Annotated in this window: 13 protein-coding genes and 1 riboswitch; of the genes, 4 read left to right on the forward strand and 9 right to left on the reverse strand. The window is 49.6% G+C overall.

Annotation, left to right across the window (positions count from 1 at the left end; genetic code table 11):
* Positions 1 to 44 precede the first annotated feature (44 nt).
* Genes recJ through xerD form a run of 3 tightly spaced genes read right to left on the reverse strand, consistent with a single transcriptional unit; the run spans position 45 to position 3467 of the window.
* Positions 45 to 1772 (reverse strand): single-stranded-DNA-specific exonuclease RecJ, encoded by a 1728-nt coding sequence (gene recJ / locus EOE67_RS00355; RefSeq protein WP_127697084.1) that lies wholly within the window; start codon positions 1770 to 1772, stop codon positions 45 to 47.
* A 12-nt stretch (positions 1773 to 1784) separates the two neighbouring features.
* Positions 1785 to 2492: a bifunctional protein-disulfide isomerase/oxidoreductase DsbC gene (dsbC, locus tag EOE67_RS00360; RefSeq protein WP_206099387.1), complete on the reverse strand. Its 708-nt coding sequence runs from the start codon at positions 2490 to 2492 to the stop codon at positions 1785 to 1787.
* Between the two features lie 27 nt (positions 2493 to 2519).
* Positions 2520 to 3467, reverse strand: a complete 948-nt coding sequence (gene xerD, locus EOE67_RS00365) for a site-specific tyrosine recombinase XerD (RefSeq protein WP_127697086.1) — start codon at positions 3465 to 3467, stop codon at positions 2520 to 2522.
* A 141-nt stretch (positions 3468 to 3608) separates the two neighbouring features.
* On the opposite strand from xerD, the gene fldB reads away from it, so the two are divergent.
* Both fldB and EOE67_RS00375 read left to right on the forward strand, forming a co-directional pair.
* Entirely contained in the window at positions 3609 to 4154 is a 546-nt protein-coding gene (gene fldB, locus EOE67_RS00370) for a flavodoxin FldB (protein WP_127697087.1), read from the forward strand.
* A 116-nt stretch (positions 4155 to 4270) separates the two neighbouring features.
* A riboswitch (cyclic di-GMP riboswitch) is annotated at positions 4271 to 4365 on the forward strand.
* Between the two features lie 117 nt (positions 4366 to 4482).
* A complete protein-coding gene (locus EOE67_RS00375; RefSeq protein ID WP_127697088.1) occupies positions 4483 to 4851 on the forward strand; it encodes a DUF3718 domain-containing protein in 369 nt (122 codons plus the stop codon).
* A gap of 49 nt (positions 4852 to 4900) precedes the next feature.
* Here EOE67_RS00375 and EOE67_RS00380 read toward each other — a convergent pair whose 3' ends face one another.
* Both EOE67_RS00380 and EOE67_RS00385 read right to left on the reverse strand, forming a co-directional pair.
* Positions 4901 to 6079 carry a winged helix-turn-helix domain-containing protein gene (locus EOE67_RS00380; RefSeq protein WP_127697089.1) on the reverse strand — a complete coding sequence of 393 codons (1179 nt, stop codon included), beginning with the start codon at positions 6077 to 6079 and terminating at the stop codon, positions 4901 to 4903.
* 64 nt (positions 6080 to 6143) lie between these two features.
* A complete protein-coding gene (locus EOE67_RS00385) occupies positions 6144 to 6887 on the reverse strand; it encodes a tRNA1(Val) (adenine(37)-N6)-methyltransferase (RefSeq protein WP_127697090.1) in 744 nt (247 codons plus the stop codon).
* A gap of 165 nt (positions 6888 to 7052) precedes the next feature.
* On the opposite strand from EOE67_RS00385, the gene srmB reads away from it, so the two are divergent.
* On the forward strand, positions 7053 to 8312 hold the full coding sequence (srmB, locus tag EOE67_RS00390; protein WP_231916751.1) for an ATP-dependent RNA helicase SrmB: 1260 nt from the start codon (positions 7053 to 7055) through the stop codon (positions 8310 to 8312).
* Between the two features lie 83 nt (positions 8313 to 8395).
* Here srmB and EOE67_RS00395 read toward each other — a convergent pair whose 3' ends face one another.
* The 4 genes from EOE67_RS00395 to EOE67_RS00410 form a co-directional block, all read right to left on the reverse strand.
* Positions 8396 to 10681 (reverse strand): carbohydrate binding family 9 domain-containing protein, encoded by a 2286-nt coding sequence (locus EOE67_RS00395; protein ID WP_127697091.1) that lies wholly within the window; start codon positions 10679 to 10681, stop codon positions 8396 to 8398.
* A gap of 185 nt (positions 10682 to 10866) precedes the next feature.
* On the reverse strand, positions 10867 to 12165 hold the full coding sequence (locus tag EOE67_RS00400) for an inosine/guanosine kinase (protein ID WP_127697092.1): 1299 nt from the start codon (positions 12163 to 12165) through the stop codon (positions 10867 to 10869).
* A 122-nt stretch (positions 12166 to 12287) separates the two neighbouring features.
* Positions 12288 to 13067 (reverse strand): peroxide stress protein YaaA, encoded by a 780-nt coding sequence (gene yaaA, locus EOE67_RS00405; protein WP_127697093.1) that lies wholly within the window; start codon positions 13065 to 13067, stop codon positions 12288 to 12290.
* 112 nt (positions 13068 to 13179) lie between these two features.
* Positions 13180 to 14805, reverse strand: a complete 1626-nt coding sequence (locus tag EOE67_RS00410; protein WP_127697094.1) for a response regulator — start codon at positions 14803 to 14805, stop codon at positions 13180 to 13182.
* A 213-nt stretch (positions 14806 to 15018) separates the two neighbouring features.
* Between EOE67_RS00410 and tal the strand changes: the two genes are divergently transcribed.
* On the forward strand, positions 15019 to 15972 hold the full coding sequence (gene tal, locus EOE67_RS00415; RefSeq protein ID WP_127697095.1) for a transaldolase: 954 nt from the start codon (positions 15019 to 15021) through the stop codon (positions 15970 to 15972).
* The last annotated feature ends 16 nt before the right edge of the window (positions 15973 to 15988 follow it).

A 15988-nucleotide genomic window follows, 5' to 3' on the forward strand; every position in this document is an offset into this window, starting at 1 on the left:
CAAAGCGGCAACGACCAGACGCTGCTGCTTTGTCACCGGGCCAACTAGAGGGCCGTCATCTGCCGGACCAACAATTGCAGGTTTTGCTGATCACGAAAATCATTGATATCGAGCTGATACGCCAGCTGCACTTGCTGCACATTGGCATTGGGCCAGGTTTTATTGTCGGCATTAAACCAAATCGCATCCACCAATGTGCCATCGCTGGCCTGTAACATCATTTTCAGATGTTTATCCGCCAGCATCCGTTGTTGCACTAACTTAAAACGACCTTCAAATACCGGCTCCGGGAACGATTGCCCCCAAGGCCCGGCTTGTTGCAGGATGCCGGCCATTGCTACCGTCAGATCACTGCTCGCCAGCTCGCCATCGGTGTAAATTACCGCAGTCAGCAGCTCAGGGGTCAGATATTTTTTAGCGATAAAATTCAGCGCCAACTGGAAAGTTTCCAGCCGATCTTCGGCAATGGTCAAACCCGCCGCCATCGCATGGCCACCAAATTTTTTAATCAGTCCTGGATACTGACTGGAAATTTCTTCCAGTAAATCACGGATATGCACGCCGTGAATGGATCGCGCCGAACCTTTTAATTCACCTTCATCACCCTGGGCGAAAGCAATCACCGGTCGGTGATACAACTCTTTGACGCGCCCTGCCAGAATACCAATCACCCCCTGATGCCAGTCGGCCTGGTATAGACACAAACAATCGGGTAGCTGATCTTGGGTAAAAGATAATTTTTGCAAAAAAGCTAAAGCTTCGGCTTGCATCCCTTGTTCAATTTCGCGCCGTTCGACGTTTAAGCTATCCAGCTCAGCCGCTAAGCGGCGGGCAACATTGATATCCGGCGCCAGCAAACAAGAAATGCCAATCGACATATCATCCAGCCTGCCGGCCGCATTGAGCCTCGGCGCCAGTGAAAAACCAAAATCGCTGGCGGTCAGTTTTTCCGCTTTGCGATTGGCAACGTCGATCAGGGCCTGAATACCTGGCCGTACTTTGCCAGCGCGAATACGCTGCAAGCCCTGATGCACCAAAATACGATTGTTGCTGTCCAGCGGGACGACGTCGGCCACAGTGCCAAGTGCAACTAAATCCAATAGTTCGGCCAGGTTTGGCTCGGCTATAGTTGCAAAATCTCCGCGTTCGCGCAGAGCAGAGCGTAGCGCCAGCAACAGATAAAACGCTACACCAACACCGGCCAAGGCTTTACTTGGGAATTCACAGCCTGGCTGATTTGGATTGACGATGGCGTCAGCCGCCGGTAGTTCGTTGCCGGCCAGATGGTGGTCAGTGACCAGTACTTTCACGCCGGCTTTTTTGGCCAGCGCCACACCTTCAATCGCCGAAATACCGTTGTCGACGGTGATGATGAGCTCCGCACCTTGCGCCACGGCCAGTTCGGCCATTTGGGGCGACAGGCCATAACCAAAGGCAAAACGGTTGGGGACCAGATATTCCAGATGTTTAAAGCCAAAGGCTTTCAGCCCGGCTAATAACACGGCGGTACTGGTGGCGCCATCGGCATCAAAGTCGCCGACAATCACAATTTGTTGTTGTTGATCAAGCGCCTGGGTTAACAACGCCACCGCATCATTGATGCCTTTGAGCGCCGTAAATGGCAGTAAGTTAGCGGCGGAGCGTTGCAACTCTTCCGGCAAGCCAATCCCACGATGGGCATAAACACGTTGCAACACCGGATGCACCGGTAACGCAAAAGCGGCGCTACTTTGCACCGTCCTTTGCTGGAGTTGTTTTAGCCGAAAGGTCATGTCGCTGCGCCATTAACGAGCATTTAAAGTCGCAACCAACGCCGCAGCAGGCTGATATCCCGGAATTAAGGTCCCGTCGGCCAGTACGATGGCCGGGGTGCCGCTGATGCCAAAACTCTGACCAAGATTATATTGATCGGCCACAGTGTTTTTACATTGGGCAATGGTCACTTTGTCACCGGCTTTGGCTGTATTCATCGCCTGTTGCGGGTTTTTCGCACACCAGATGGATTGCAATTCAGTGTAAGTCTCACTGGAAACACCACCGCGCGGGAACGCCAGATAACGCACGGTAATGCCTTGATCTAAATAGGTTTGAATTTCAGTGTGTAACTTGCGGCAATAACCGCAGCTGGTATCCGTGAATACCGTAATAACGTGCTTTTCATCTTTGGCTTTGTATTCGATCACCGAACTTTGCATCGCCTTAATCCCTGACTTGCGAACTTCCTGCAGGATTTTATCGTTGACCAGTTGCTTGTTGGTTAAATCGTAAATGTTGCCTTCAATCAGAAACTGTCCCTGATTGGCCGCGAAAAACAAACCTTTGTCGGTTAATACTTGCTGCACACCCGGAATGACGGAATCGGCTACTGAATTCACTTTTAAGCCAACCTGCGCCAATTCGGCTTTCAGTTTAGCGTGATCGTCGGATACGGTTGCGGCAGCCAATGAACCTGCTGCGAATGCCAGCATCAAACCTGCTACGACTTTTTTCATCATTTAATTCCTGTATATATAAAACCATCAGCCACGAGGATGATGTTGTTGATGGATCTGTTGCAAGCGCAATTGCGCTATATGGGTGTAAATTTGCGTTGTCGACAAATCACTGTGCCCGAGCAACATCTGTACGACCCGCAAATCGGCCCCATGATTCAATAAATGGGTGGCAAAAGCGTGTCTTAAGGTATGGGGTGACAACGGCGTCGAGATTGCCGCCACCTGCGCATAAAATTTAATCCGGTGCCAAAAGGTTTGCCGGGTCATCTGAGTACCACGTTGGCTTGGAAACAGCACATCACTTTGGGTGCTTAACAACAAACCACGACCTTGCGCCAGATAACGTTGTAGCCATTCTACCGCGACTTCACCAATTGGCACCAGCCGCTCTTTGCTGCCTTTTCCGGTCACCCGAATCACACCCTGCCGTAGATTAAGCTGTTGCATGGTCAGCGTCACTAATTCGCTCACCCGCAAACCGGCAGCGTATAACAATTCCAGCATCACTTTATCGCGAAACTGAATTAAATCATTGACATCCGGAGCTGATAACAAGGCATCAACGTCTGCTTCCGATAAAGATTTGGGTAACGACAAACCGATTTTTGGATTGAGTAACGAAGCAATTGGATTGTCGCTGATCTGGTGGCTTTGGTGCAGCCACTGATAAAAATTACGCAGACTACTGAGCGTTCTGGCGGTGCTACGCGGCTGCATACCGGCGTCATGGCGGTGCGCCAGGTATTGATTCAGGACATCAGCGCTGGCCTGGCACAACAGCCGTTCATGACGCTGCAGAAAAAAGGCAAACTTCCGTAAATCGGTACCATAAGCCGCCAACGTATGTTCACTGACGCCTTTTTCCAGCCACAGTTGATCCAGATATTGCTGGATCAACGCGGCTTCAGCTGCTGGTAGCTGTGGCACCACGGCGCCCTGCTTCGGTCGGCCTTTTGCGGTCAGACGTGTCATTGTTCGTTCCCTTGCACCAGTGTGCGTTGCAACCCAAAGCGCCCGGATAATCGGCCATGATCAAACCGGACGGCGCTTTCTGCCACAGCATGCTTCTGCTAAACTGCCGCCCATCCGATCAAGCCTGCTGCTGAGTTTGTTATGTCGTTAAAAATCGCCGTGTTTTATGGCTCAACCACTTGTTATACCGAAATGACCGCCGAAAAAATTCAGGCCCTGTTAGCGGTGGACCCGGCGTTACCGGCTGGCAGCAGTGTAACACTCCATAATCTGAAACAGCAGCCTCTGGCGACGATGGTCGAATATGACGTGCTGATCCTGGGGATTTCGACCTGGGATTTTGGCGAACTGCAGGAAGATTGGGAAGCGCATTGGGATGACATTGCTGCTGTTGATCTGTCTGGAAAAATAGTGGCGATTTACGGTATGGGCGATCAGTTGGGGTATGCCGAATGGTTTGTCGATGCCATTGGCATGCTACACCAAGCTATCAGTGACCAACCCTGTCAGCGCATCGGTTTCTGGTCGACTGAAGGCTACGAATTTATCAAATCCAAAGCGGTCACTGACGATGGGGAATGGTTTTATGGTTTGGCACTGGATGAAGAAAACCAGTATGACCAGACTGACCAGCGGTTGTCGTTGTGGCTAAATCAAATTGTCGAAGAAATAACCGAGCTGCAATAAACATTTAATCGCACGACGAACAGCGGGGTTTTATCGACTAAAACCATGCTGTGCAGAAAAAGACCACAAATGTTAAAAAACACTTGCACTCTAAATTAGCATTGCATAGAATGCCTACCATTGAAGGGCAAGTCAGCTGAAAAGCTGAACACGCAAAGCTTCGGGTCTACAGGTAAATCAATCATTTACCCACGACGGCCGAGCTACCATCGTTCAAAGCGATGTAAAACATATCCTTATTGATATGCCTGCGTGTTCTGCTTCGACTTGCCTTTTCTGACCAAATTTTTGTTCAAGTAACAAACAACTTTAGGATCCGGAGCTGGCTATGAAATTGAAATTTTTACCTCTGATTGCTGTGTTTGCAACCCCACTTTTCGCAACTTCTGCCAGCGCCAATGATCAGGTGGCTGAATCAATTTGTGCTTACATTGCTGCAAACGACAAAAACAGCCTGCGTAAAACATTATCTGATAGCCGTATCCGCATCAAAAACGTTTATGACGGTGTGAGCTGTGACGGCCTGCCGATGATCCGGTTTGCCATCAAAAACAACGCTGCTGATGCCGCTGAATTTATCATCAAACAGTTACCAGGCAGCTTCGTCGCCAAAATGGGTGACTCTGAGTGGGCAGCCAGCAATGGTTTTGCTGCTTCACCAATTCTGGAAGCGATCAAAGCGCGTAGCGCCAGCTAAGTCAGAATTAGCTTGTTAAAAAAAGGCGCTGCGGCGCCTTTTTTATTGATTAAGATTGCAGCCAATTCACCACAGCAGGCGTAGCCCGAACCAATTGCCACTGCTCACAACCGTTAAATGCCGCATAGTCAGCCAACGCCTGCCTGAGTGCCTGACGTAAACCATCGCTCAGCCCTGTTGTTTTGTTTAACATCAGTCCTTCGTTAAATACCAAATGCTGTACCAATAACACTTTTTCGGCCCGCACCGCTTTTACGTCCATCTGCCCTATCAATTGTTGCCGATACAAAATCGGTAAACTGTAATAACCAATTTTGCGTTTTTCCGCTGGTACATAAACTTCAATCTGATAATCAAAATCGAACCAGTGCTGTAAACGTTGACGCTGGATCACTAAATTATCAAAGGGGTTCAACAAACTCACTTTGCGCGATACCGGCGCTAGTTCCGGCAAATTTTGCGGATAAAAATACCGCTGGCCCTGCAGCATAAAACTGCCCAGTTCACCACCCGCTTGCCGTTCCAGCAATTGCTGCTGCACTTCTGGCTTTAATCCAGCGCGTAAATAACTGATTTGTGTACTACTGCCACAACCATGGCTTTGCAGGTAACGGTCAATCAGATAGGCGACAAATTCTTCGCAGGAAGGCACCCGCAGATCCAGCCCGGCTGGCAACACCCGCTCGGTTAAATCAAACACTTTTTGAAACTTTTCGCGGCGAAGTACCATCAATTCGCCTTGCATAAACAGCTGCTCCAGCGCTTGTTTGGCCGGTTGCCAGTCCCACCAGGGGCCGTTTTTCTGTGCGGTCGCGGTAAAATCACTGGCTTTAAGCGGGCCTTCCGCCGTGATCCGTTGGCGCACCAGCTGCATCATCTGATGATCAGGCGCAAACCAGTGTTTTTTCCCTTGCTGCAATTGTTGTTTGCGAAACAGACTAAAGCGAAAATCCTGCATCGGCAGATAAGCCGCGGCATGTGACCAGTACTCAAAGATTTTGCGCTCGGCCATTAACTCATCAAGCCACTGCGGCTGATAATTGGCGATGCGGCTTTGTAGCACATGATGGTGCGCCCGCTCGACCACATTAATCGAATCAATCTGCACATAACCAAGCTGCTCGATGGTGGCGAGCGTGGCGGCTTTGCCTCGTCTTTGCTGATGGAGACCTTGCTGCTGTAAATTCAGCTGCACCCATTGCTCTGGACTTAACGGCATACTTGACATGAATTGTGCTATTCCCTGTATTTGGTTAAAAGGTGCGGTTAAACATTGCCCTGCACAGCTGCGGCTAAAACTTCAGATAAAAATCACGCAGTAACGCCCGGTACTCATCACTATAACTACCGTCAAAGGCATGGATCAGCAACTGCTCGCTGACCCTTTCATCCACTGACGAAGGCGACCGACGACTTAAACTAAATAAACAGCGCAGTGGCGGTTTGCCTGCCTTACTTTGCACCCAACATTGCCGCAACAACACCCAGCCCGATTGTTGTGCCAGCATGATCATTTGCGCGGCGCCTGCGGTTGGCAACACCAAACTGAATACACCGTCAGGCGTTAGCAAATCAGCTGCAACATTGAGTAAATCGGCAAAAGACAAGGTATCGGTGTGCCGCGCCTGGTTGCGTTTTGGATCGGCGGCTTTGAGACTATCGACAAAAAATGGCGGATTACTGATGACGAGATGGTAGCGCCGGTCAGACGGATGGTCAGCACTGGCCGGATAGGTTAGAATGTCGCCTTTGATCAGACGGATCCTGGCGCTCCAAGGGCTTTGCCGGAAATTTTCTGCGGCAACAGCAGCAGCTGAAGAGTCCAGTTCAATCGCGTCGAGGATCATCGCAGCCTGCTGCTGGCAACGCTGCGCCAGCATCAACGTCAGAATACCGCTGCCAGTACCGATATCCAGGATAGCCCCGGCCGCAGGCAACTGCGTCCAGGCACCTAACAGCAAGGCATCGGTGCTGACTTTCATCGCACAATCGCGGTGATCAACATAAAATTGTTTACAACGAAAACCTGTGCTCATCACCAGCCCGGGACCGAAAAAATCACCACGCAGTAGCTTATTGGGCTGCTGCCAATTGCCTGCAGTGTAAGGCATCTACAGCGCGCTTGTCAGCCTGTAAGGTGCAAAGCTGTTCTGGCACGACTAAAGTTAATTTGTTTATTTAAGAGATAAGGTACTGTGACTGTGACTGAAGAAATCAGCCAAGCCGAAATAACCTCCTTCAACGATTTTCAGTTTGACGACGACGTCAACAAAGCGCTGAGTTTTGCAGGTTTTGTCAAACCAACCAGCATTCAGCAACTGGCGATCCCACCGGCGATGGAAGGTCGGGATATTCTGGCGAGCGCCCCGACCGGTACTGGTAAAACTTTGGCATTTTTATTACCAGCCATTCAATACCTGATTGATTTCCCGCGCCGTGATCCAGGGTTTGCCCGGGTGTTGATCATGACGCCAACCCGCGAACTGGCGTTTCAGATTTTTGAACAAATCAAAGTGCTGACCCAATTTACCGGCCTGAATGTTGGTGTGATCACCGGCGGTATTAACTACGGCAGCCACAAAGAAACCTTAGAGAAAAACAACGACTTGCTGGTGGCAACACCGGGCCGGTTGATTGAATATCTGAATGAAGAAAGTTTTCAGGCCGACGAAGTTGAAGTGCTGATCTTAGATGAAGCCGACCGCATGCTGGACATGGGGTTTGTCGGCGAGATGGACCGCATTATCGTTGAAGCCAAACGCCGTCGCCAAACCATGCTGATTTCCGCCACGCTGGAAGGTGTTGCGATCAGTCGTTTTGCCACCCGTGCGCTAAAAGAGCCACTGTTACTTGAAGCCGCACCACCGCGCCGTGAAATGGGTAAAATCACCCAGTGGATCCATTTAGCCGACGATGGCGAACACAAACTAGCGTTGTTGCTGCACCTGTTAAAACAGCCGGAAATGACCAAAGTCATCGTGTTTATCAAAACACGCGAACGTTTGGCCACGTTAACCGGGCAATTAGAAGCTGCTGGCATTAAAACCTGCTGGTTACAAGGCGAAATGCCACAAGACAAACGAATGACTGCGGTATCGCGTTTTAGCGCCGGTCAGGTGCGGATTTTATTAGCCACCGACATTGCCGCCCGCGGTCTGGATATCGACGATATCAGCCATGTGATTAACTTCGACATGCCACGCACCGCCGATATTTATATTCACCGCATCGGCCGCACTGGTCGTGCCGGTAAAAAAGGCATCGCAATTTCACTGGTTGAAGCGCATGACATCGGCATCGTTGGCAAAGTCGAACGTTACACCGAACAAGCGCTCAAACGCCGGGTGATTGAAGAATTACGGCCAAAACACAAAGAAGCCAAGGCGCCAGGCAAAACCAAAAAGCCAAAGACAGTGGCTAAGAAAAAAGCCCTGAAAAAAGCGGCCAAAGCCCGCGGTTAATACTCCCCTTCAATATCCAAAATCATTGGTGAAAAAGGGGGCGGAGCTAATTGCAAACAATTAGCTCCGCCCCCTTTTCGTTTTTACAGCATCCAGGCGTAACTAAACTTCATAAACACCGACCGCTCAGCGCGGGTGAGATCCTGAACTTCGTCGTCGCTAAATGCATTGTCGCTGTAGCCAGCAAAGAATAAGGTCTGTGGGTTGAGCTTATAGGAATACAGCAGCTGCGAGCCCAGGGTTTTCGAACGTTCGGTGACCTCGCCGGTGTTATTCAACGGGTTTTGCTCGATATCGGAATAAATCAGCGCCAGCCGTAAAAAACTGCGCACCGAAAATTGATAGCTCAGCCGCAAGTCCGTCAGGTTGGCGGTAAATACTTCCGCCGAATCCGCGTCCAACGTCCGGTAAATATGCCGCGCCTGAATTTGCATATGCGCGTCGACGTTCCATTTCAGCTCAGGCGCCAGTTCTAAACCATCACCGAGCCGGTTGTTGCGAAAGTCGAGTTTCTTCCCCGTTTCACCTTCAAATCCAAGAAATACTCCGGAGTACGGCTGCATTTCGGCACCGGCGCTGAAGGTATGTTCGGTGAATAGCTGACTATTGCCATCAACGATGAGACGGCCGTCATCCAAACGGCTGCCAACGCGATCGCGCTTGGTTAAACCCACAAAACCATAAGATTGCGCAGCGCCCCACAATTGCACTTCCATCTCAGCTTCTTTTTCTAACAGCTCGCCGTCGGTGTTGTGGGTAATATCCCAGTCACTCCAGAGTTGCAGCCGGTTCCACCAGGGGCTGTCGGAAAACCATTGATAGGTCGCGCCGTGCGTTTGTTTGGTAAAATCGGTTTGTGGCTGATAGCCCATGTCGGCACGGAAATTCTCGCCCATCGCCTGATAACGGCTGTACCAGCTCCAGTCACGGTTTTCATGTTGATAGTCCAGATATTGTGAACCATCGTTGATCCGGTCAGCCGATGCCCGCAGCGCCGCTTCGCCACCCAGCTGTGCCGAGAGCGCTGCCGGATATTCACTGTCACTATGCAACACCTGCGCTATCAACCGGTTTTGATCATTCCACTGATATTTCGCGTCCAGGCCATGCACAAAGTTATGATAATCATCAGATTGACGTAAGGTGCTGATCCAGCCCACCGATAATTCCGGCGTTAAATCGTTGCGATACCGCAGCACGGCGTTTTCACTTTTTTGATCCAAAAAGGCGATGTCGGAGCTGATGTTGCCCGGCACAATAAAGGTGGTGGTTTTATCGTTGGCGGCAAAAAATGCAAACGACTGCTGTTCATGACGCCCGGTCAGCTTCACCCCGGCATCCGGCGACGACACATTACGGGTATAAACTAAATCTAATGGCGACGAAAAGTAGTCGGCGTTATCAAGGAAAAATGTCCGCTTTTCGTCAAAAAACAACGCAAAGGTATCATTGACCGAAACCTGCGCTTCGTCGGCTTCAACCTGCGAAAAATCAGGGTTTAAGGTAGCGTTAAAGCTGATATCCGGGGTAATGCCCCATTTCACATCCAGACTCGGTTCCAGATTATTCTCTGTTTGCCAGTCGCCTTTGCTATTAGCCGCGACATCACGTTGCTGGCTCGCTCCCATCACGACTGACGGCACCAGGGTAAAATGGTTACTTTGTTTAGCACCGGCAAAACCGGTCGCATCCGACATTTGACAAATCCAACACGGATTGGCTCGTTCAATTTTATTGCTGGAGATCCGATGCCGCACATCACGCGGATAAAACCGCAGTAGCTCCAACTTCCATTTTTGGCTCGCCAGCCGGTCGTTAAAATTCAGCATCCGCAGTGGGATCGCCACTTCCACTTGATAACCGGTGGCGGTGACTTTACCGGCACTGTGCCAAATCCCGTCCCAGGCATCACTTTCCGATTTGGTGATTTCATTTTCAATCGCATCGGCCTGTACGCCAAACGGATTGATAAAAAACTGATAAGCCAGCTTGCTGTCGTTGTAAGTATCGAGTTTGAGGCCGACGTTATCGTCGTCCCAGATTTTGTCGCGGTCACGATAAAACGCACGGATTTGCGTTGGGTCCGGATCTTCAGCGATAAACGAAATATAGAAAAACTCGCCATCTTCCATCACATAAGCGGTGGTTTTCACTGGCGCCGGGGTATTTTCAGCCGGCCAGGTATCATAAACAATCTCGACGGCAGTCGCTTGTTGCCAGGCCGGTTCAGATAAATCGGCATCGATCACAATGCTGCCGCTGGCTTTTGGAATATGGATATCTGCGGCCTGACTGGGATGAAACCACAGGCTGCCAAGCACCAGCATACAACGACAGAAATGAGTCATTAGGGGTGTTATATCGTTCATTGGATCTCGTTAATTTATTGTGCGAAAGTCGTCGCGCCACACTCAACGCGACACTATAAAGACCGGCACCACGCTTTACAAATTGATGCGTCCAAGCAGCATATTCTGTCGACCAAGACAAAGCCGCACAGAGGCGGCTTTGGGGGCTTTAACTTAACTATCTGATTTAATTATAAAGAAGAGAATTACCTTTCCCAATAAGCTTCTTCTAAACTATCTTCTTTTTCCGGCAAGCCGCGGGACAAGCGTGGCGCGTTTTGCACCAGAATGGCGTAGCTGACCCGGTTGGCGTATTTACAAATTTGGGCAAAAGATGAATAAGCTAAATACGGCAGTTCATGTTTACTCGACAGCGGCAGCGCATGCCGATGGTAATAATTGGCGGCAATATCGTGCAAAATGGCCGCTAAAGCGCCATCTCCAGCACCATTGGTATTTTTAATCCGCTCCGGCCCACCTAAATAGGGGTCGATATGCGAATACACTTTCACTGGGTTTTTGCAGTGCTGTTTTTGCACCGGGCGGCTGAATTCAAATTGGTTATAGTCGGCGATGGTGCCGGATTTAATCGGATTGGTGGTTTCGCGTTTGCCTGGTTCATCGGTGTACCCACACAAATACAAACCTTCAGGACCGGCCGTCACCAACACCATATCGGTCAGTTCCAGCACGGCTTCAGCGGCCTGCAATGGGTCAGCAAAACCAGTTAAAGCTTCAGCTTCCAGCTCGTTCATCGCCAGCACATCAACATATTCACGCACCGTGGCCAGAATCAGCTCACGATGTTCTTCCACCAGATGTTTGGTGCCAAGGCTCATCACCACTGGTACCCCGTGCTTTTTGGCCACTTCCAGCAATCGTTGCATCGCTTGTTGGATCGGCTGGCCGCTGGCGCGCAGTGGATAAGCACTGACCACTACCGCTGCTGCTTTGGCGATAATATCTTCCGGAATATAAGCCGGCGTCAGCGCATCCATTTCACCCGGATCAATCACAAAAGTCCGTTCACCGTCCGGCGTAATCATGGTGATGCCACGGCCAACATCGCCGTGCACCCCTTGCAAATGGTTCATATCGACTTTCGAGCTGGTGTGACATAAATAATGATAAGCCGGACTACCCAGCGCAATACTGGCCGACATCACGCCCAGCAACACCGATTTATCGTCAGCAAGCACCGAATAGTTGTGAATGGTATTGCCGATGGTGCCACCGGCGAAATGGTCAGAAATAGCGCCGTTTTGCACCAGTTCCTGATAAATCTGATCGGCCTTACCGTGTTCAACTAAGTTAGATAAACCCTTGCCAATCTTGTACTTTTCTAAAAACTCGTCCGAGACATTGGCGATCACATCAACGATGGTTTGATCTAAACCCACCACATAAGTGTCCAGTTCTGGCCGCACTTCGAAGCTTGGGAGTTGTAGTTTTGGTTGGGAAACCGGGAAATAGTGCTTCAGTTTACGGCGGCCGGGAAATTTCATGCTGGATTCTCAGAGAAGGTCAGGCCAGTATTTTAGCAAAACTGGCTGTAAAAGCGCAGCCGCAATTTTGCGGCTGCAAGCATTAAGCGTTTTGATTGGGAGTTTTGGGTTACTGCTGTTGGTTACGCATCCGCCAAACGGCGCAAAAATACCAGTTCGCTATCTGATGATGCTGCGGCATTAAACTGATAACCACCCAGGTTAAAATCTTTCAGCCCTGATGGCTGATCGATCTGCTCAGTGATGACATACCGTGCCATCAAGCCGCGGGCTTTTTTGGCGAAAAAGCTGATAATTTTATAATCTCCGTTTTTAAAATCGCGAAATTGCACCTTCACCACCGGCCGTGCCAGCAGTTTTGGCCGTACCACTTTAAAGTATTCCTGCGACGCTAAATCCAACAGCAGTGGCGCGTTTAATTGCTCCAGCTGCTGATTAAGCTCGTTGGTGACGATATCGCCCCAAAACTGGTACAGGTTCTGGCCGCGTTTATTGGCAAGCGAAGTACCCATTTCCAGCCGATACGGTTGCATCAAATCTAATGGTTTTAATACACCGTACAGGCCACTTAAAATGCGCAGTTTTTGCTGGGCATACTGCAGCTGGTCGGCAGTTAAAGTGGCGGCGTCCAAGCCTTGATACACATCACCGTTAAAAGCAAACAACGCTGGTTTGGCGTTTTCAGCGGTAAAGGGCAATTGCCATTCGGTAAATCGGGCAGCATTCAAACCCGCCAGTTTGTCGCTGATATGCATCAGTTCAGAGAGTTGTAATGGCTTGAGTTTGCGACAAACTTTGATCAATTCACTGCTATGTGCCAGCAAGGTCGGTTGCGTCGCCAAAACAGCGGGGGCGGGAGTCTGATAATCTAAATCTTTTGCCGGAGATACAACCATTAACATCGATGTGAGCCTTTGCTGAGAAAGTGCGAAGCTTAAAAACCGCGAAGCTTAGAAACCGCGAAAAGCCGGCACTATAGCAAATTTATGCCGGTTCAGGCCAGTTTGCGCTCGCTCAGGCCAGTTGCAACAACGAGTTCAGCTCTTTCATCACCGCCTGAAACCGGCGTTGATTTACATCCGACAACTCACTTTGTTCGAGGATCACCACACAACGGCGTGCGAGGCGAGCGCTGTCTTTATTTACGCCACCAATTTTACTGATGGTTTGCAGCAGATTCAGCGCCAGACTTGGGTTGTAAGGCATATAGTCAAAGGCTTTATTAAAAAACTCCAACGCCCGGCCGAAATAACCATTCTGGTAAGCATCGAGGCCATCATTGTTCAGAGTTTTAATTTCTTCACGTAAATTGTCATGTTGTTTATGTTCTTGCTGAATCAGCACCGTCAGCGTATTGGCCAATAAATCTTCGTGATTGACCACTTCACTGAGTTTTTCCATATATTCATCGGAACGGGACAAATTACCGGCTTCAAAATAGGCCTTGGCTTTGTCCAGGCATGCTTCGACCGACAAAGTCCGGCCGCCTTCAGCCACATCACTTTTGACCAGCAACTCGCGGGCCTCGTCGATATTGCCTTTGAGCATATGAATGCGCGCCCGCACTGCCAGCTCTTCATGAATATAGGTTTCGAGTGAGAATCTTTTGCAGATATTGCCCAAAATTTCATCGGCCTTTTTCAGCAACCTGGCCTGTTCCAGTTTGTTCACGTCTTTGGCCTGCTCGATAATCGCCCGCACATAATTCAGGAAATTGTCCGGCGTGTCGTAAATGGAATAACGTGCGGCATTGAGCAACCTTGCATACACCTTCACCGTGTCTTCTTTTAAACCGTTAATTTCCGCCAGATTGGCCAGTGCTTTTTGCCGCTGATAGTTTTTGGGCGATAATTTGGTGACTTCACTTAAGGTTTCATAAGCGTCTTTGAGCAACTGCCGTTTGATAAATAACCGCGCTAACCAATCCAGCGCTTCAACTTTGGTTTCGTCCATCCGCGACAATTCACGCAGTTCAAACTCCGCTTCCAGCCAGCGCTGCTGACAAAAACGCGCAATCGCCAGGCCTAAACGAGCCCAGGCATAATCACGGCGGGTCAGAATATGGCCATAAAGTTGCTCGGCGGCCTGAAAATGTTCCATTTGCAGCAATAATTCTCCTTTGAGACGGACCGCAAAAATGGCAAAATCGGGGTCAGATTTAATCACGGTTTCACAGGAGTTGGCGGCTTCGACAAACAACCCCTGATGAATTTCATCATAGGCTTTGGCCAAGGATGTCTTAATCTGCAAGGCACGCAACAGGCGCTTTTCCAGCTGAATAAAGGTAAAAGGTTTCAGTAAATAGCTGTCAGGTTGCAGTTCCACCACGCCGTGCACTATCTGCCGCTGGCTTTCGGCGCTGATAATCAAATAACAACATGAGCTTTTTAATAAACTCAAATGACGCAGTGCTTCAAATAACTGATAACCGTCTTTACCTTCGCCGAGACTAAAATCGGACAGGATAAAGTCATATTCAACTTCGGTACAATTGGCGATAGCGGCATTGGCGTCGGACACAGCTGCAATATGTTCGAAACCTATTTTTTGTAGCATGCTTTTGATTGACGCGCGGACAGGATCACAGTCATCGACGACCAGGACTTTTTTGTTTTTGTAGAATTTCGGCGTCAACGTCATTACGGCCTTAACAAATCAGAATATCAGGTGGACGGTGTCAGGCTGGCATCACGTAAAAGTGATAAAACTACTATAGTAACACGATAAAAATTGAGCAACTGTTTGGCAGGAATTCAACATTTACCCGCATTATTTGTTGTAATATTCCTACAAATAAATAGAATCGAAAGCAATTTCAGCATTTAGCTGACCAATAAATGGTAATTAAACAATATGAGCACATTATTAGCCCAACTAAAAGCGGTGACGACCGTCGTCGTCGACAGCGGTGATTTAAACGCCATCGAACAATTCCGGCCGGTTGACGCGACAACCAACCCTTCTTTATTACTCAATGCCAGTCAGTTGGAGTTCGCCAAGCCTTTGTTGGCACAGGCTGCAGCATACGCCAAAGCCAAGGCAACGGTTCAGACCGCACAACTGAGTCTGGCTTCAGATAAATTCGCGGTTGATGTCGGCACGGCCATCAGCAAACTGGTGCCGGGTCGTGTTTCAACTGAAGTTGATGCCCGTTTAAGCTTTGATACCGAGGCCACTATTGCCAAAGCGCTGCAGCTGGTTGCGCTTTATCAGGAAAATGGCGTTGGCAAAGATAAAATTCTGATCAAAATTGCCTCCACCTGGGAAGGCATTCAAGCAGCCCGTGTGCTGGAGCAACAGGGCATTCAATGTAACCTAACCTTGTTATTCCATATGTGTCAGGCTCGCGCCTGCGCCGAAGCTGGTGTGTTCCTGATTTCACCATTTGTGGGCCGTATTCTGGACTGGTACAAAGCCAGCACCGGCCAAAGTTACGATGCTGAAACTGACCCTGGCGTCATTTCAGTCCGGGAAATTTACCGTTATTTCAAACAACATGGCCACAGCACTATCGTGATGGGCGCGAGTTTCCGCAATATCGGTGAAGTACTGGCGCTGGCTGGATGTGACCGTTTAACCATCGCACCGCCATTGCTGGACGAGCTGGATAAACAAAGGGGTGAATTGACGGTGTACCTCAAAGACACTGGCGCGACCACCGCAAAACCGGCCAGTTTGACCGAAACCGAATTCCGCTGGGCACTGAACGAAGATGCGATGGCGACTGAAAAGCTGGCAGAAGGCATCCGTAAATTTGCCATCGACCAACGTAAACTGGAACAGGTGATTAGTCTGGCGCTGCAATGATCCAGGCCCGACACAC

This window comes from Rheinheimera riviphila (assembly GCF_004005945.1).
Lineage (GTDB): Bacteria > Pseudomonadota > Gammaproteobacteria > Enterobacterales > Alteromonadaceae > Pararheinheimera > Pararheinheimera riviphila.